Genomic DNA, 18009 nt, shown 5'->3' on the forward strand with positions numbered 1-18009 from the left:
AGGACTACGCCATGTTTACCAAAATCCTGATCGCCAACCGGGGCGAGATCGCCTGCCGCGTGATCCGCACCGCGCGCGCGATGGGCATCAAGACCGTCGCCATCTATTCCGAGGCGGACGTGGAGTCGCTGCACGTGCGCCTGGCCGATGAAGCCATCTGCGTGGGCCCGGCGCCGGCGGCGGAAAGCTATCTGTCGCAACAGGCCGTGCTTGGCGCGGCCCTGTCCACCGGCGCCCAGGCGATCCATCCCGGCTACGGCTTCATGAGCGAGAACGCGGCCTTCGCCGAAGCCTGCGCCGCCGCCGGCGTCACCTTCATCGGCCCGACGCCGCGGCAGATGCGCGAGTTCGGCCTGAAGCACACGGCGCGCGACCTGGCCCGGCGGGCCGACGTGCCGCTGCTGCCGGGCACCGATCTGCTGCGCGACATGGACGACGCGCTGCGGCAGGCGCAAGCCATCGGCTACCCGGTCATGCTCAAGAGCACCGCCGGCGGCGGCGGCATCGGCATGCGGCTGTGCCACGACGCGGACGAGCTGGGCGCCGCCTACGCCTCGGTCAAGCATCTGTCGGAAAACAACTTCAAGAACGGCGGCATCTACCTCGAAAAATTCGTGCGGAACGCGCGCCACGTCGAGGTACAGATTTTCGGCGACGGCCGCGGCAACGTGGTCTCGCTGGGCGAGCGCGATTGCTCGGTACAGCGCCGCAATCAAAAGGTGATCGAGGAAACGCCGGCGCCGGGCCTGACCGACGCCACCCGCCAGGCGCTGGCCGCCACCGCCGTGCGCCTGACACGTTCGCTGTCCTATCTGTCGGCCGGCACCGTCGAATACGTGCTCGACGCCGACAGCGGCGCGTTCTACTTCCTTGAAGTGAACACGCGGTTGCAGGTTGAACACGGCGTGACGGAGCAGGTGTTCGGCGTCGACCTGGTGGAGTGGATGATACGCGCGGCCGACGGCGGCTTTGCGCTGCCGGCTCAGGACAGCCTGCGCTCGAACGGCCATGCGATGCAGCTGCGCGTGTACGCCGAGGACCCGGCCAAGAATTTCCAGCCTTCGTCCGGCGTGCTGACGGCGGTCGAATTCGGCCCGGGACTGCGGGTCGACACATGGATAGAACGCGGCGTCACCGTCAGCCCCTACTACGATCCGCTGCTGGCCAAGCTGATCGTCAAGAGCGGACAGCGGTCGGCGTCGATCGATGCCTTGTCCGAGGCATTGGCGGTATCGCGCATTGACGGCATCGAGACCAACCTGGCCTATCTGGCCAGCATCCTGCGCTACCCCGATTTTGTGGCGGGACGCCAGACCACGCAAATGCTGGCGGCCATGCCCTACCGGCCGCGCACGGTCGACATTCTCGACGGCGGCATCCAGACCACGCTGCAGGACTATCCCGGCCGGCTGGGGCTATGGGCGGTCGGCGTGCCGCCTTCCGGGCCGATGGACGCGTATGCACACCGCTACGCCAATCACCTGCTGGGCAACGACGCCGGCGCCGCGACGCTGGAAATGACCTTGCAGGGCGCGACCCTGAGCTTCAACTGCGACACCATGGTGGCACTGGCCGGCGCCGACATGCAGGCGTTGGCCAGCGGGCCGCAAGGCAGGCGCCAACTGGCCAACTGGCATACACATATGATCCGCGCCGGCGAAACGCTGCGCTGCGGCGCCATCGCCGGCGCCGGCCTGCGCGCCTATCTGGCCATCGCCGGCGGCGTCGACGCGCCGGCCTACCTGGGCAGCCGCGCCACGTTCACGCTGGGCCAGTTCGGCGGCCATGGCGGCCGCGCGCTGCGCAGCGGCGACGTGCTGAAACTGCACGCGGCCGCGCCGCAAGCGGCGCCCGCCGATCCCGTGGCGCCGCCGGTCTACGGCCATGCCTGGGACATCGCGGTGCACTACGGCCCGCACGGCGCCCCGGACTTTTTCACCGACGACGACATCGCCATGTTCTTCGGCACCGACTGGCAGGTGCACTTCAATTCCAGCCGCACCGGCGTGCGTCTGGTCGGCCCCAAGCCGCGCTGGGCCCGCACCGACGGCGGCGAAGCCGGCCTGCACCCGTCCAACATCCACGACAACGCCTACGCGATCGGCTCTATCGACTTCACCGGCGACATGCCCGTGATCCTGGGACCGGATGGCCCCAGCCTGGGCGGCTTCGTCTGCCCGGCGGTGATCGTGTCGGCCGACCTGTGGAAGATCGGCCAGCTGAAGCCGGGCGACACGCTGCGCTTCATCCGCGTATCGCCGCAACAGGCGGCGACCATGCGCGACACGCTGGAACGCGTGTTCGAACAAGGCGGCGGCAATGACGATAATGGCGTCAATAGCATCAGTGGCACGCCAACGCCGCTGCTGGCGCCAGCCAACAGCGCGGCCGGAACCGAAGCCGCCGCCATCGTCGGCACCGGCGCCTACCGCAACGAGACCGCCGTCACCTACCGCCGCGCAGGCGACGACTACCTGCTGGTCGAATTCGGCGACCTGGTGCTGGACATCAACCTGCGCTTCCGCGTGCACGCGCTGATGCAGGCCATCGAGAATGCACAACTGAACGGCGTGATCGACCTGACGCCGGGCATCCGTTCGCTGCAGGTCCATTTCGACCACCGGCAACTGCCGATGGCGCGGCTGGCGGGCCTGATCGGCGAACTGATGACGGCCCTGCCCTCGGTCGACGACATCGTCGTGCCGTCACGCATCGTGCACCTGCCGCTGGCGTGGAACGACGCGCAAACGCGGCTGGCGATCCAGAAGTACCAGACCACGGTGCGGCCGGACGCGCCCTGGTGCCCCAGCAATATCGAATTCATCCAGCGCATCAACGGCCTGGCCAGCGTGCAGGAGGTGTACGACATCGTCTTCAACGCCAGCTACATGGTGCTGGGACTGGGCGACGTCTACCTGGGCGCGCCGGTGGCGACGCCGATCGATCCACGCCACCGCCTGGTCACCACCAAATACAATCCGGCCCGCACCTGGACGCCGGAAAACGCGGTCGGCATCGGCGGCGCCTACCTGTGCGTGTACGGCATGGAGGGACCTGGCGGCTACCAGTTCGTCGGCCGCACGGTGCAGATGTGGAACCGCTATCGCCAGACCGCCAGCTTCCGCGACGACAAGCCATGGCTGCTGCGCTTCTTCGACCAGATCCGCTTTTATGAAGTCAGCGAAGAGCAACTGCTGGAACACCGGCGCGATTTTCCGCTGGGGCGTTTCGACATCAAGATCGAGGACACCACGTTCTCTCTGTCCGACTACAACCGCTTCCTGGCCGAGCAGCAGGACTCGATCGCCACGTTCAAGCACCGCCAGCAATCCGCCTTCGACGCCGAGCGTGAGCGCTGGGGACGCAACGGTCAGGCCGATTTCGTCGGCGAGGAAGCCGCGCCCGACGCAGCCCTCGAAGAGCTGCTGCCGGCGGGCCAGCAATACCTGACGGCCGAGGTGCCGGGCAGCGTCTGGAAAATCGTCGCCCAGCCGGGCGAGCGCCTGGCGGCCGGCGACACCGTCGCGATCTTCGAGTCGATGAAGATGGAAATCACGCTGCGCGCCGCCGCGCCGGGCGCGGTGCTCGAATGGCTGGTCAGCGAGGGCAAGCCGGTCAACGCCGGCCAGCGCATCGCCATCTTCCGCCAGGCCGAAGAAAACGATCAATAAGTATCGATAAAAAACCTGTTCAATGTTTTCCCACTCAAGGAGCCCAACCATGTCATTTTGCCGCCGCAGCACCCTCGCCCTCGCAGTCAGCATTGCCCTGTCCAGCACCGCCGCCATGGCCGAAGAAGCTCCCGCGCCGGTGGCGCCCAGCCTGACCGCTCACGTCGACCTGGTCAGCCGCTACGTCCTGCGCGGCATCACCTCCACCTACGGCCCGGCCGCGCCGCTGGGCAACGCCGGCGCCGATGCGCCGGAATCGGACCGCCCGGCCTTGCAATGGGGCGCCGACTGGTCGCATCCGGACGGCTGGTACCTGGGCTATTTCGGATCGACCATCAATTACTCGTACCAGCAACTGGGCGACTCGTATGCGAACCGCGCCATCAGCGACTTCCAGAAGAAGAAGTCGATCGAGAACGACCTCTATGGCGGCTACAGCGGCAAGGCCGGCGACATCGGCTACACGGCCGGCCTGACGGCCTACGTGTACCTGAACGGCAGCCACGCGAACGCGCTGGAAACCAAGCTGGGCGCCACCATCGGCGACTTCACGCTGACCGCGCAAACGCTGCTGCAGGACGTCGTCTGGGGCAACAAGGGCGATACCTATTGGGCGCTCAACTATGCCCACCCGCTGCCGTATGAGCTGACCCTGACCACCTCGCTCGGCTACTACACCTACAGCAAGCAGGGTCGCTACCTCGGCAGCACCGACACCGCCGCCGGCACCCGCTGCGCCGCCGGCGAGAGTTTCTTCACCAACGGCTGCCTGGCCGGCGGCCAGCCCAGTTCCGGCGGCTTCCGCCACCTGATCGTCGGCGTCACGCAGCCGATCGGCCAGACCGGCCTGACCTGGGGCCTGCAAGGCATCCTCGGCGGCGACAACCGCTTTGGCGTCAAGCAGAAGAACCAGCTGATCGCCACGCTCAGCTACGCCATGTAAGCGGCGCCCGGCGACATCACACACAGAAAGGACAGCCATGCCCCATTTTGATCATTCCCTGGACCTGCGTCTGGACACACTGCGCGCGCAGTACGGCGGCGGCACGCTGTGCCCGACCGAATGCATCCGGCGCGTGCTGGCCGCCATCGCCGCCGAGCGGCCGGAAATCTGGATCACGCGCGTGCCGGACGATCGCCTGCTGACCCAGGCGGCGGCGCTGGACCGGCTGCTGTCGCAGCGCGGCGCGGCGGTCTTCGACAGCATGCCGCTGTTCGGCGTGCCGTTCGCGGTCAAGGACAATATCGACGTGGCCGGCATGGCGACCACCGCCGCCTGCCCGGAGTTCGCCTATGTGCCGGCGGTCTCGGCGACCGTGGTGGGCAAATTGCTGGAGGCCGGCGCCATCCTGGTCGGCAAGACCAACCTGGATCAGTTTGCGACAGGACTGGTCGGTACCCGCTCGCCGTACGGCGTGGTGCGCAACGCGCTGCATCCGGATTACGTCTCCGGCGGTTCCAGCGCCGGCTCGGCGGTCGCGGTGGCGCTCAGCCTGGTGAGCTTCGCGCTGGGCACCGATACGGCCGGTTCGGGCCGGGTGCCGGCTGGATTGAACAACATCGTCGGCTTGAAACCGAGCCGTGGCCTGCTCAGCACGCGCGGCGTGGTGCCGGCCTGCCGTACGCTCGATTGCGTCTCGATCTTCGCCGCCACCGTCGGCGACGCCTGGACGGCAACGCAGGCGGCGGCCGGCTACGACGAAGGCGAGCCGTATTCGCGCACGCTGCCGATGGCCGGCGTCAAGCGGCGCGGCTATCGGATCGCCGTGCCGGCACAGCCGGAGTTCTATGGCAACCAGGCCGCGCAGCACGCCTACGAAGCCAGCCTGGAACGACTGCAGCAGCTGCCGGACTGCCACCTCGCCAGCATCGATTTCACTCCCTTCCGCGAGGCGGCCCAGCTGTTGTACCAGGGGCCATGGGTGGCGGAGCGCATGGCCGCCGTCGGCGACTTCTTTACCGACCACCGGCAGGCGATGAATCCCGTCGTTGCCGGCATCATCAGCCAGGCCGACCGGTACAGCGCGGTCGATGCCTTCAACGGCCAGTACCGCCTGGCGGCGCTGCGGCGCCAGGCCGAGCGGCAATTGCAGGGCTATGACTTCATGCTGGTGCCGACCGCGCCGACCATGCCGACCATCGCCGAGGTCGAAGCGGAGCCGGTATTGCGCAATTCGGAGCTGGGCTACTACACCAACTTCGTCAATTTCTTCGATATGGCCGCGCTGGCTATCCCAGCCGTCGGACGGGCCGACGGCCTGCCGTTCGGTGTCACCCTGATCGGCGCGGCGGGATCGGACCACATGCTGGCCGCAGCCGCCGAAGGCTTCGTACCGCTGTGGCAGCCAGCCAATGCGCCGGCCGTTCCCGTTGTGGGCCGGCCCCTGCCGTTTGCCGAGGCCAGCATCCAGCTGGCGGTGGTCGGCGCCCATCTGGAAGGACAGCCGCTCAACTGGCAACTGCTGGAACGGGGCGCGCGCAAGATAGAAAGCCCCCGCACCAGCGCACGCTACCGGCTGCACGCGCTGGCCGGCACCATCCCGCCCAAGCCGGGTCTGGAGCGCGTAGTCGAAGGCGGCGCGGCGATTGAGGTGGAGTTGTGGGAGCTGCCGTTGCGAAATTTCGGCGCGGTGGTGGCCGAGGTGCCGGCGCCGCTGGGCATAGGCTCGTTGGAGCTGGCTGACGGCCGCTGGGTCAAGGGATTTGTCTGCGAGCCGTATGCGCTGGCCTCCGCACGCGACATCACGCACTTCGGCGGCTGGCGCGCTTATCTGGAACATGGCATGGAAAATGCTTAGGTATTTCGGGTCATTTGGAGAGCAACCATGAAAAAATATTTCAGCAAAACGACGCTGCGCGGCATGGTCGGCGGAACCTTCCGGCTCTGCCGCGCGGTCTTGAAAATGCTGGCCAGCCGGCCTGCGGTCGTCTATCCGTCGATCGCGGCGGCCATGCAGCGCAAATCGATTTAGGGCGCCGGCGCGCCGGACTGATTATCCAGGTCTTGCAGCCTCGCGCGTATCGCCACCGTCAATGCGGCGGCCCGCACGGCGTCCCAGCCGCCGCCGGTATCGACCACCAGCGCATGCGCCTGCTCCTGCGCCTGCAGCGGCTCGCGCGTCTGCTGCTGATAGGCCAGCAGCTCGACGCCGGCGTCGGAGGCCTGCTCCGACTCGCCGCCACGCGCGGACAGGCGTGTCGCCAGCGTCGCCGCAGGAGTGACGATATCGAGCAATAGCCAGCGAGCGCGGAGCCGGCGCGCCAGCCGGACCAGGCGCCGGCGCTGCCATCGCTGCAGAAAGGCCGCATCCAGCAGTACCGGCTGGCCGGCCGCCGCCGCGCGACAGGCCAGACGCAGCAGCCAGCCGTAGGTTAGACGGCTGGCTTGCCCGGTATAGATGCCGACTCCTGGCGCGGCGGCGGCGCGCTGGCTGGCGGCCATCCCGTGCAGACGCTTGCGCTCGACGTCCGAACGCACGCGCACGGCGGCAAGCGGCTCGACCAGACTGTCGCACAAGGTCGACTTGCCGCTGCCGGACAGCCCATGCGTCGCCAGCAGCAACGGTGGAGCCGGCAAGCTGGCTTGCAGCGCCCAGTCCAGATAGCGTTCCGCCTCGGCCATGGCTTGCCCCCTGGCCGCGCCATCGCCGCCGCGCAGCAGCGCCACCTTGGCCCTCGCACCAGCGCACGCTGGCAGCGGTAATACGGCAGCAGCACCGCGCCGTCATAGTCCCCGCCGCGCTGCAGATAGGCATCCAGCAGCCGCGCGGCCAGGTCGGCGCGGCCGCGGCACTGCAAATCCATGCAGACAAAGGCCAGGTCCTGCTGCACGTCGGTCCAGCGCAGGCTGGCGTTGAATTCGATGCCGTCGAACACCAACACCTGGTCCGCCAAGGTCAGGATATTGCCGCAGTGCAGATCACCGTGGCATTCGCGCACCCAGCCGCCGGCCCGGCGCCGCGCGTAGCGGCTGGCCAGCCGGCGCTGCTGCGCGTCCAGCCAGTCCGCCAGCCGCGCCAGCGTCGCGCGCGCCGGTAAGGCCGGTGGCAGCAGCGCGTCCACTTCGGCCAGATCGGCGCCGGTCCGCTCGCAGATGGCCGTCGGCGTGCCCCACGGCGCGTCGGCCGATGCGCGCGCGGCGCCGGCATGAAAGTCGGCCAGCAGCCGGCCTAGGTCCCGCGCCTCGCCGGCATCAAGACTGCCGTGCGCCAGTCGTGCCGTCCACAACGCCTGCTGGTCGAAGCGCAGCATCCGTACGGCGTAGTCCAGCACCGGGCCGGTGCCGCCGAACCGTGGCTGGCGCGCGCTGCCGGTGACCGCTTCCACGCCAAGGTACAGGCTGGGCGCCAGCCGCCGGTTCAGCCGCAGTTCCTCCTCGCAGCAGCGGCGCCGCGCCTCGACGTCGCTGTAGTCGAGCCAGTCGAGCCGGAGCGCCTTCTTGAATTTGTAGGCGTGCTCGCCGGCCAGCAGCACCCATGAGATATGGGTTTCGATCAGCTGGCCGTCGAGCCGCCGCGCCAGCGCATGGATCAGCTGCCGCTGGCGTGCGGCGGCCTGCGCCAGCGGCGCGTCAGCGCCCATGGTCCGGCACCAGCACGGCCGCGCCGTCAAATGCGCCGGCCCTCAGGTCGGCCAGCGCTTCGTTCGCCTGCAGCAGCGGATACGTCACCGGCGCGGTGCGCAGGTCGATCTGCGCGGCCAGCCGCATGAACGCGGCGCCGTCGGACCGCGTCAGATTGGCCACCGAGCGCAGGCTGCGTTCGCCCCACAGCAGCGCATACGGCATGGCCGGCAAGTCGCTCATGTGGATGCCGGCGCAGACCACCGTCGCACCCTTGGCGCAGGCGGCCAGCGCCAGGGGCACCAGCCGGCCGTCGGCGGCGAACAGGATGGCCGCGTCCAGCGGCACCGGCGCCGGGCCGCTCGATGGGCCGGCCCACACCGCCCCCAGCGACCGGGCGAACTGCTGCGAGCGCGTGTCGCAGTCACGTGTGAACGCGTACACTTCGCGCCCGTGCGCCACCGCCAGCTGGGCCACGATGTGGGCGGCGGCGCCGAAGCCGTACAAGCCCAGCCGCCTGGCGGCGCCGGTCATCGCATAGGCGCGATAGCCGATCAGGCCGGCGCACAGCAGCGGCGCCGCATGCACATCGTCGTAGCGGTCCGGCAGCGGCAGGCAATAGCGGCTGTCGGCCAGCGCGTAGCCGGCATAGCCGCCGTGCCGGTCGCAACCGGTGAAGCGGGCGCGGTCGCACAGGTTTTCCCGGCCGGCACGGCAAAACGCGCACACGCCGCAACTGTGGGCCAGCCACGGAACCCCGACCCGCTGCCCCACCTGCCACTGTCGTACGCGCCCACCGACGGCGCTCACCACGCCGACGATCTCATGCCCGGGCACCAGCGGCAGCCGGCGCGGCGCCAGCTCGCCGTCCAGCAGATGCAGGTCGGTACGGCAGACGCCGCAGGCCGACACCCGCAGTAGCACGTCGTGGCCGCGCGGACGCGGCACGCCGCACTCGCGCTCACGCAACCGCGCACCGGCGCCGCTGTGTTCCAGCACCATGGCCCGCATGACGGCGCCCGCCGCCGGCCCGACCCTTCCCGTCGCAGGCAGATCGGCACTCAACGAAACACCAGCACCGGCAAATGGCAGTGGGTCAGCACTTTCTGGGTTTCGCTGCCCAGCAGCAGCGCCTGCACGCCCCTGCGGCCGTGCGACGCCATCGCCACCAGGTCGCAATGATGCTGGAGCGCGGCGTCGATGATGGCTGCATACGGATGCTCATGCTCCATCGTCAGCGTGTCGCACGCCACGCCTCTCGAGCGGGCGGCGGTTGCCACCCGCTCCACGCAAGCGCGGGCCCGCTCCTGGCTATGGACCGCGTAGCCTTCCGGGGTATCGGCCAGCACCTCGGCGCGCGTGCTCAGCACGTGGAATGGCTCGGTCACGTGCAGTACCGTCAGCCGGGCGCCCGTCTCTTTGGCGAAGCTCAGGCACGGCGTCATGGCGGCGATGGACGGCGCCTCGCCGTCGGTGGGAAACAGGATGTGTTTGAACATGGAAGGCCCCCGGCGCCGTCAGCGCGTCAGCGTGGCATCGATGGTGATCAGGTTGTTGACGTGGGTCACGCCGGGGGCCAGGCCAGCTCGTGCTCGACGTTCTTCTTGATGTCGCTATCGGTCATCATGACTTCCTCCTTGCGTCGCCGCTACTTGGTGATGGTCGACGCCTCGCCCAGCGCCTGTTGCAGCGGCTGCGCCTGCGGATTGCTGACGGTGCCGGCGGCGATGTCCTTCGGCGACAATGTGCGGCCGTAGTAGGCGTTGGTCAGGTTTTGATTGAAGCGGATGTCGTTCAGTCCGATCGCCACGGCGTCGCCGAACAAGCCCTTGGTGCCGCTCCAGGCGACCACATCACCGGTGCCCGCCGTGCCCTGGGCCAGCTTGGACCAGTTGACCACGGTCAGGCCGGCCTCGGCGCTGAGGGCGAAGTTGTTTTTCTTCATGAACTCGGCGACCGCCTTGTCGTTGTTGAGGACCATGGCGATCGCCCCGCCCTCGGCGCCGACCTGCAGGCCCACCGTCAGCCCGCCGAGGTCGTAGAACGCCGGTCCGCTCCAGCTGCCGTCGGTGCGCTTGAGCAGCAGCAGGCCGGCGCCGCCGTGGGCACCGACGCCGAGCGCCGCGCGCCCGTACGACGGCACGATCAGCACGCCCTTGGCCTGCTGCAGCAATTGCTTCACGCGCGGCTCGGCCTCGAGCTGGCGTACCACGGCCAGCGCGTCGCTGACGCGCCGCGTCGCGCTTTGCGCCGGCTTGGAACTGGTGTCGGCCTGGCTGGACTGGTTCGATTGATCAGCCTGGCCCGCCGCCTGCGCCACCGTTGCGCCGCAGATGGCCAATGCCACCAGACTAGCCAGTACGCTTTTCCGCTTGGTATGTTCAATAGGCATAGCGTTCCCTCCTGGGTTGATGTTCTTGCACACCCCTCGTGTACCGGATCATGCTAGTCCCGCCACACGCGTGACATCCTTGATCTCGGTCAAATGCGCACTGGATTGGCCCATTGGCGCTGGAGGGAATCCTCGGCCGCCGCGATGGTCAAAAACTGGAAGGCGGAGCTACCCGCCGCCATACCTTGGGAGACCAGCCATGACCACCACCAGCAAGCTCGAGAAAGCAGCATGGAAGCCGTACTTCGATCACGTCTCCACTCTTCTGGAGGGAATGAACGTCGGCATCGAAGTCGCATCGCTGCAGATCGGCAGTCAGTTTGCGGCCGAATGGCTGCCGCTGACCGGCGTCGTCTACGATCCGAAAGACGACCTCATCGCGATCATGGCGGAGGGACTCGACCACATGATACGGCGCCCGCGCGAAGTGTTTATCGAGACCAAGGGCGTCAACCTGCTGAGCATGGAGGTGGTCGACGCCGACGGCGTCAGCCAGGTCATCCGGTTCAGGGAACCGCTGAAGCTGCCGGCACCGTAGGCGCCGGCCGGGCCGGGAACCAAACCGGTGGCCGCGCGTCCAATGCAAACGATGTCCCTCAAGCGTACGGAGGAAGAACGACGGCGCTGAATTTTCGAGGACGGCTCATGCGCAGACTGTTCAACAATCGACTGCACGCGGGCAAGCTGCTGGCCGGCAGGCTGCACAGCTACGCCGGGCGCGACGACGTCATCGTGCTGGGTCTGCCGCGTGGCGGCGTGCCCACCGCCTTCGCCGTGGCCGAGGATCTGGCGGCGCCGCTGGACGTGCTCCTGGTGCGCAAGCTGGGCCTGCCTGGCTATCCGGAATATGCGATCGGCGCAGTCGCAGGCGAAGGGCCGTGCCTGCTCAACCTCGAGGAGCTCAGGCTGCTCGGCATGCCGGCGGCCGCACTGAACGAAGAGGTCGACCGCGAACGCGAGGAAATCGCCCGCCGGGAAGTACGCTATCGCGGTGGCCGTCCGCCACCGCAATTGCGCGACCGGATCGTGCTTCTGGTCGACGACGGCATGGCCACCGGCGCCACCATGCGCATGGCGATCCTGGTGGCGCGCCAGGCGCGGCCGGCGAAAATCATCGTTGCCGTGCCCGTCGCCCCGCAGGAAGTCTACCGGGCGCTGGCCGGCGAGGTCGATGCGCTGGTCTGCCTGCACACGCCCCATCCGTTCCATTCGGTCGGCGAGTGGTATCGGGACTTCGAGCAAGTCGGCGACGAGGAAGTGGCCAGCCTGCTCGCGCGGGCGTGGCGCGGGGTCCCCGGCGCCACTATTTCCACGCGTATCTGTCGCAACAATTCGACGGCCGGTTGAACTCCGGCAGTCGGCGGCAGGTCCAACCACAAAAGGCGGAGGCTATCATGGGCAAGATGATCGGTATCGATCTCGGCACGACCAATTCCTGCGTGGCGATCATGGAGGGCGGCCAGGCCAAGGTCATCGAGAACGCGGAAGGCGCGCGCACCACGCCGTCGATCGTGGCGTATCAGGACGGCGGCGAAATCCTGGTGGGGGCGCCGGCCAAGCGGCAGGCGGTGACCAATCCGCTGAACACGCTGTTCGCGGTCAAGCGCCTGATCGGCCGCAAGTACGACGAGCAGGAGGTGCAAAAAGACATACACCTGATGCCGTTCAAGATCACCAAGGCCGACAACGGCGACGCCTGGATCGACGTGCGCGGCAAGAAGCTGGCGCCGCAGCAGGTGTCGGCCGAGGTGCTGCGCAAGATGAAGAAGACCGCCGAGGACTACCTGGGCGGCCCGGTGACGGAGGCGGTCATCACCGTGCCCGCCTACTTCAACGACGCGCAGCGCCAGGCCACCAAGGACGCGGGGCGCATCGCCGGCCTGGACGTCAAGCGCATCATCAACGAGCCGACGGCGGCGGCGCTGGCCTTCGGCCTGGACAAGACCGGCAAGGCCGACCGCAAGATCGCCGTCTACGACCTGGGCGGCGGCACCTTCGATATCTCGATCATCGAAATCGCCCAGGTCGAGGGCGAGAAGCAGTTCGAAGTGCTGTCGACCAACGGCGACACCTTCCTCGGCGGCGAGGACTTCGACCAGCGCATCATCGACTACATCATCGACGAGTTCAAGAAGATCAACGGTCTGGACCTGAAGAAGGACCCGATCGCCCTGCAGCGCATCAAGGCCTCGGCCGAGCGCGCGAAGATCGAGCTGTCGTCGTCGCAGCAGACCGAGATCAACGAGCCGTACATCGCCATGGCGAACGGCGCGCCGGTCCACCTGACGCTGAAGATGACCCGCGCCAAGCTGGAATCGCTGGTGGAACAGCTGATCGACGCCACCATCGCGCCCTGCCGCATCGCGCTCAAGGACGCGGGGCTGGAGATCGACAAGATCGACGACGTGATCCTGGTCGGCGGCATGACGCGCATGCCCAAGGTGCAGGAGGCGGTCAAGGCGCTGTTCGGCAAGGAGGCGCGCAAGGACGTCAATCCCGACGAGGCGGTTGCTGTCGGCGCCGCGATCCAGGGCTCGGTGCTGTCGGGCGAACGCAGCGACGTGCTGCTGATGGACGTGACGCCGCTGTCGCTCGGCATCGAAACGCTGGGCGGTGTGATGTCCAAGATGATCGGCAAGAACACCACGATCCCGGCCCGGTTCAGCGAAGTGTTCTCAACCGCCGACGACAACCAGCCCGCCGTGACCATCAAGGTCTACCAGGGCGAACGGGAGATGGTCAGCGGCAACAAGCTGCTGGGGGAATTCAACCTGGTCGGCATCGCGCCGGCGCCGCGCGGCATGCCGCAGATCGAGGTCGCCTTCGACATCGACGCCAACGGCATCCTGCATGTGAGCGCCAAGGACAAGGCCACCGGCAAGGAAAGCAAGATCACCATCAAGGCCAACTCCGGCCTGACCGAGGCGGAGATACAGAAAATGGTGCGCGACGCCGCCGCCCATGCCGAGGACGACCGGCGCCTGAAGACGCTGGCTGAGCGCCGCAACGCGGGCGAGGCGCTGGCGCACGCGACACGCAAGTCGCTGGCCGAATACGGCGCGCGGCTCGACGCCGCCGAGCGCGCGGCGATCGAGCAGGCCATCGGCGCGCTCGACACCGCGCTCAAGGGCAACGACCAGGCCGACATCGACGCCCGCATCGAGGCGCTGTCCGCCACCGCGCAAAAGCTGGGCGCCAAGATGTACGCCGGCACGCCGGAGGCCGAGACCGGCAATGTTCCGCCACAACAGGACGACGTCGTCGATGCCGACTTCAGGGAAGCCAAACACTGACGGCTTGAAACCACGTATTCTTTCCGCCGGTGTCGTGGTTCAACATCGCGGAGCGCAGGGTTGCCGCTATCTGCTGCTGCGCAGCTACCAGTACTGGGATTTCCCCAAGGGCATAGTCGAAGCCGGGGAAAGCCCGCTGTCGGCCGCCTGCCGGGAGGTGCGTGAGGAAACCTCGCTGGACGCGCTGGCGTTTCCATGGGGGTATGCGTTCCGCGAAACGCCGCCTTACGGCCAGGGCAAGGTGGCGCGCTATTACCTGGCCCAGAGCCACAGCGACGACGTGTGCCTGCCGGTCAATCCGCAACTGGGGCGCCCCGAGCACCATGCCTTCCGCTGGCTGCCCTACGCCGCCGCGCGCGACCTGCTGCCGCTCCGGCTGATCCCGGTGCTGGACTGGGCGCATGCGTTGACCGGAAGTTAACACGGCCGGGACTGCCGGTCTATTACGCGGTGTCAAGGCCGCAGTTTTTGATATGCATCAAAGAAATGCGGTTTGGGCGAATGGGACAATCCATCCAGCCCATCACCGAGGACGACTATGATGCAGTACGACCTGGCCGCGGCGGCGCGATCATGAACGCCGCCGTCGAACACTATCTCAACCTGTACCTGGGTCAAGCCCGGCCCCGGCTGCGCACCATGCTGCGGCTGATGTTCAGCAGCGCCCAGGAATACGGGCACAAGAGCCTGTGGCTTGGCAGCGCCATCGAATTGATGCGGCCGCTGGGATTCCAGCAGCCCGCCGTGCGCGCCGCGCTGTTCCGGCTCGGCGTGCATCAGCAACTGCGCGTCGAGCGGCACGGCCGCCACAGCCTGTGCACGCTGACGCCGGCCGCCAACGCCGCGATCCTGACGGCGCGCCAGCGCCTCAACACGCCGCCGGAGCGCAGCTTCGCCGAGGACTGGACCATGCTGATCAACAGCGGCGGCATCAGCTCCGCGCGTTATGCCCGCGTCCGCCGGCAGTTGCTGGGGCTGGACTACTGCCTGCTGGCGCCGAATGTGCTGGCCCGTCCCGCCGGCTACGCCAACGCCATGCCGTCGGCCGAAGACCATGGCCTGGCGCTGTTCCATGTCTGCGGCAGCCAGTTGGCGGCCGCGGTACGCCAGCCGCTGTTCGGACTGCCGGAATGGGACTTCGACGGCGCGGCGGCGCTGTATCAGCAGTTTGAAGAGCGCTTCGCGCCGCTGCTGCCGATGATGGGCCGGCACGATGCCATCGACGACGAGCAGGCCTACCTGATCCAGCTGCTGGTCAGCCACGGCTACCAGCACTGCCGCCAGGCCGATCCGCTGCTGCCGCAGGAGTTGCTGCCGGACGCCTGGCCGGCGACGACGGCCTACCGGACCTACGCGGCGCTCTACAACGGCTGCGCCGAGCAGGCGCGACGCCACCTGTTGAGCGTGACGGCGGCGCCGGACCGGCCGGCGGCCGCAGGCGCAGCCAGCCGCGCCTGCGACGAGCGGCTTGAAATGAGCCGGACTGCTTGATATAACGCAAACCCGCGATACGCGTGGGGACGCGCCTCCTCCCTCTCTCCGTATACTCCTTCAATGGGCGCGCTTCAATGCGCGCTCATTAGCCGGAGGTCATCATGAAACAAGTTTCCATCGAAATGCCGCTAGTCGCACAGTGCTCGGTTGTCGAGTGCGCCTACAACACAGACAGCTGCTGCCACGCCCGCGCCATCACGGTGGGCAGCGGGGTCCACCCCGGGTGCGACACCTTCCTCGACTCCGCACCGCACTCCAAGGCGGAACAACGCACCGCCGGCGTCGGCGCCTGCAAGGTCTCGGCTTGCCGGCATAACGACGATTACGAGTGCATGACCGATCACATCACCATCGGCCGCGACAGCAACTCCGTTCGCTGCCTGACCTATCAGCAGCGCTGAACCGCCATCGTCGCGACCATCATCGGCGCCACGCAAGCGCCTGCTTGCGCCAACTTTCTTGCAAGGGGAACCATCATGCAGCAACCATGGAGCAGCAATGCTGGATTACGCACGCACCTCATCGCCGGCGCTGTCGCCGGCGCCTTGGCCGCACTTGCCGCGCCCGTTGCGGTCTGGGCCGGCGAGCAGGCCGCGCCCGCCGCTGCCGACGCCTTGGTCAGCAGCCCCGGCGACACCGAAGCCAGCCGGGCGCGCACCTGCATCTACAGCGTCATCAACCTGGGACCGGAGGCTGGCGCCGCGGCCCTGCTCAACGAACGCGGCCAGGCCGCGTTCGGCTCCTTCATTGGCGGGGGCATCACCAACGGCTTCTTCGACGGCGACCGCGTGCACGATATCGGCTCGCTGGGCGGCAGCTATACCCTGATACACGGGCTGAACAAGCAAGGCGTGGTGGTGGGCGAATCGGAAGACGCCGAACAATTCAGCAACATCCTGGCGTTTGCGTGGACCGTGGGCGGCGGCATGCACGCGCTGCCCGGCACGACGGTCTCGAGCGCACGCGCCATCAACGACCGCAACCAGATTGTCGGACAACGGCCAGCGCCCGGCATCACCGCGCGCGCCGTGCGCTGGAATCCGGGCGGCGCCGTCACGCCGTTGGGACCGCTCCCGCTGTCGCTGTCGGAGGCCGATGCCATCAACCAGCAAGGCTTTTCGGCCGGCTATGCCGATGTCGCCGGCGGCGCGATCCACGCCATGCTGTGGGACCGCGCGGGCAACCAGACCGACCTCGGCACCTTGGGCGGCACCCTCGCGTTCGGCGAGCACATCAACGAGCGCAACGAGGTGGCCGGCGAGTCCGACAACGCCGCCAACGACAAGGTACTGGGCTTTTTCTGGAGCCGCGACAGCGGCATGGTGCAGATCAACGTCGAAGGCGGCGGCTCGCGCCTGGTCGCCGGCCTGAACAACCGCGGCGAGGTGGTCGGCGACACCGTCATCGGCGAGCGCAGCGTGGCCTACCAGTGGGCCATGGGGCGCGGCGTGGTGCAGCTGCCGTCCGGCTCGGCCGTGAGCAGCGACGTGTTCGATATCAACAACCGCAGCGAGATGGTGGGCATGATCGAGCGGCCCGCCGGCGACGGCGGCGGCCGGCGCGCGGTGCGCTGGCCGGCGCTGACCGAGCCGATCGACCTGAACGCGCATCTGTACCGTCCGCCTGCCGGGCTGGTGCTGGAGGCCGGCGCGGCCATCAACGACGACGGCGTGATCCTGGCCCATTCAAATGCCGGCCTGGTCATGCTGCGCCCCGGCACCCGCGGCACCGACGCGCCGGTGCTCGGCCCCCTGCTCGGCCTGCCGGACGTGATCGAGGTCGGACAGGACCTGGCGCTGACGGTCGGCTTTGTCGACAACGCCGCGGCGCAGACCCACACGGCCAGCGTCGCCTGGACCGACCAGTGCGCTTCGCCGGCGCCGACGGTAAGCGAAGCGCGCGGAGTCGGCCAGGTCCGCTTGCGGCACCAGTTCTGCGCCGCCGGCTATTACACGGTCAAGGCGCAGGTCACCGATTCGGGCGGCCGGTCCACAGCGGTCCAGCGGGACATCGTGGTTGATGCGTCCGGGCTTGCCTCGCTCAGCGGCAAGGGCACGCTGGCCGGCGGCGGCGCAGCGGCCGCGCGCGGCTACCGGGACCTGCCGCTGCACTTTGCGCTGTGGGCGCCGCTGGCCAGCGGCACGCAGAGCAAGTCTGCCGCCGGCAGTCCTGTCGTCATGTTGTCCGGCCCCTTCCATTTCCGCAGCGATCAGGTCAGCACCGCCGCATCGTCCGGCCAGCAGGCGCGCATCGAAGGCACCGGACTGCTCAATGGCCGCGCCGGCTACCGCTTTGTGCTGGAAGCCTGGGATGGCGGCGGCAAGCAAGGCGCCAGCCCGGACCGCTTGCACGTGCGGGTGACGCATGCGGACGCGGCCACCGGCGTCGAAGCGGTCGACTACGACAATGCCGCGCCGGCCAAGGCCAGGACGGCGCTCGCGCTGGACCGTACCGCCGTGGCGGAGGGCGGGCTCAGGCTGCGGAATTAGCGATATGAATGGCCCTGCCGGCCAAAAAACGTCCGCCGATTGGTGAATTTCGCAATTGCACACTCGGCATGTTCATTGCACAATACGGGGATGAGACACTCGACACTTG

Annotated in this window: 15 protein-coding genes and 1 pseudogene; 11 read left to right on the forward strand and 5 right to left on the reverse strand. The window is 68.1% G+C overall.

Features of this window, described 5'->3' with window-relative positions; genetic code table 11:
• Positions 1-11 precede the first annotated feature (11 nt).
• Genes uca through ACCD07_RS00530 form a run of 4 tightly spaced genes read left to right on the forward strand, consistent with a single transcriptional unit; the run spans position 12 to position 6643 of the window.
• Entirely contained in the window at positions 12-3671 is a 3660-nt protein-coding gene (gene uca / locus ACCD07_RS00515; RefSeq protein ID WP_413446176.1) for an urea carboxylase, read from the forward strand.
• Positions 3672-3720: 49 nt separating this feature from the next.
• Positions 3721-4614: a TorF family putative porin gene (locus tag ACCD07_RS00520; protein ID WP_413446177.1), complete on the forward strand. Its 894-nt coding sequence runs from the start codon at positions 3721-3723 to the stop codon at positions 4612-4614.
• A 37-nt stretch (positions 4615-4651) separates the two neighbouring features.
• Complete coding sequence (gene atzF, locus ACCD07_RS00525) at positions 4652-6469, forward strand: allophanate hydrolase (RefSeq protein WP_413446178.1); 1818 nt, start codon at positions 4652-4654, stop codon at positions 6467-6469.
• 27 nt (positions 6470-6496) lie between these two features.
• Positions 6497-6643: a hypothetical protein gene (locus ACCD07_RS00530; protein ID WP_413446179.1), complete on the forward strand. Its 147-nt coding sequence runs from the start codon at positions 6497-6499 to the stop codon at positions 6641-6643.
• Here ACCD07_RS00530 and ACCD07_RS00535 read toward each other — a convergent pair.
• From ACCD07_RS00535 to ACCD07_RS00555, 5 genes and pseudogenes are all read right to left on the reverse strand, one after another.
• Positions 6640-7293, reverse strand: coding sequence for an AAA family ATPase (locus tag ACCD07_RS00535; RefSeq protein WP_413446180.1), 654 nt, complete (start codon positions 7291-7293; stop codon positions 6640-6642). The genes ACCD07_RS00530 and ACCD07_RS00535 overlap by 4 nt on opposite strands.
• 113 nt (positions 7294-7406) lie before the next feature.
• Positions 7407-8252, reverse strand: a pseudogene (locus ACCD07_RS00540) (phosphotransferase); the annotation flags it as partial.
• Positions 8242-9243 (reverse strand): zinc-dependent alcohol dehydrogenase family protein, encoded by a 1002-nt coding sequence (locus ACCD07_RS00545; protein ID WP_413446246.1) that lies wholly within the window; start codon positions 9241-9243, stop codon positions 8242-8244. The pseudogene ACCD07_RS00540 and the gene ACCD07_RS00545, both read right to left, overlap by 11 nt.
• A gap of 50 nt (positions 9244-9293) precedes the next feature.
• Positions 9294-9731 carry a universal stress protein gene (locus tag ACCD07_RS00550; RefSeq protein WP_176651011.1) on the reverse strand — a complete coding sequence of 146 codons (438 nt, stop codon included), beginning with the start codon at positions 9729-9731 and terminating at the stop codon, positions 9294-9296.
• A gap of 149 nt (positions 9732-9880) precedes the next feature.
• Positions 9881-10624, reverse strand: a complete 744-nt coding sequence (locus ACCD07_RS00555) for a lipid-binding SYLF domain-containing protein (RefSeq protein WP_413446181.1) — start codon at positions 10622-10624, stop codon at positions 9881-9883.
• 199 nt (positions 10625-10823) lie between these two features.
• Between ACCD07_RS00555 and ACCD07_RS00560 the strand changes: the two genes are divergently transcribed.
• The 7 genes from ACCD07_RS00560 (at position 10824) to ACCD07_RS00590 (ending at position 17900) form a co-directional block, all read left to right on the forward strand.
• Entirely contained in the window at positions 10824-11162 is a 339-nt protein-coding gene (locus ACCD07_RS00560) for a DUF5335 domain-containing protein (protein ID WP_413446182.1), read from the forward strand.
• 107 nt (positions 11163-11269) lie between these two features.
• Positions 11270-11971 (forward strand): phosphoribosyltransferase, encoded by a 702-nt coding sequence (locus tag ACCD07_RS00565; protein ID WP_176651015.1) that lies wholly within the window; start codon positions 11270-11272, stop codon positions 11969-11971.
• A 47-nt stretch (positions 11972-12018) separates the two neighbouring features.
• Positions 12019-13917 (forward strand): molecular chaperone DnaK, encoded by a 1899-nt coding sequence (dnaK, locus tag ACCD07_RS00570; protein WP_413446183.1) that lies wholly within the window; start codon positions 12019-12021, stop codon positions 13915-13917.
• Positions 13889-14338, forward strand: a complete 450-nt coding sequence (locus tag ACCD07_RS00575) for a bis(5'-nucleosyl)-tetraphosphatase (protein WP_413446184.1) — start codon at positions 13889-13891, stop codon at positions 14336-14338. Before dnaK ends, ACCD07_RS00575 begins: the two co-directional genes overlap by 29 nt.
• An 80-nt stretch (positions 14339-14418) precedes the next feature.
• Complete coding sequence (locus ACCD07_RS00580; RefSeq protein WP_413446185.1) at positions 14419-15408, forward strand: PaaX family transcriptional regulator C-terminal domain-containing protein; 990 nt, start codon at positions 14419-14421, stop codon at positions 15406-15408.
• Positions 15409-15512: 104 nt separating this feature from the next.
• Positions 15513-15812, forward strand: a complete 300-nt coding sequence (locus ACCD07_RS00585; protein ID WP_176651018.1) for a DUF1540 domain-containing protein — start codon at positions 15513-15515, stop codon at positions 15810-15812.
• A gap of 75 nt (positions 15813-15887) precedes the next feature.
• Complete coding sequence (locus ACCD07_RS00590; protein WP_413446186.1) at positions 15888-17900, forward strand: hypothetical protein; 2013 nt, start codon at positions 15888-15890, stop codon at positions 17898-17900.
• Positions 17901-18009 lie beyond the last annotated feature (109 nt).

Origin of the sequence: Duganella sp. Dugasp56 (assembly GCF_047304105.1) — a bacterium.
Classification (GTDB): Bacteria; Pseudomonadota; Gammaproteobacteria; order Burkholderiales; family Burkholderiaceae_D; genus Rugamonas; species Rugamonas hordei.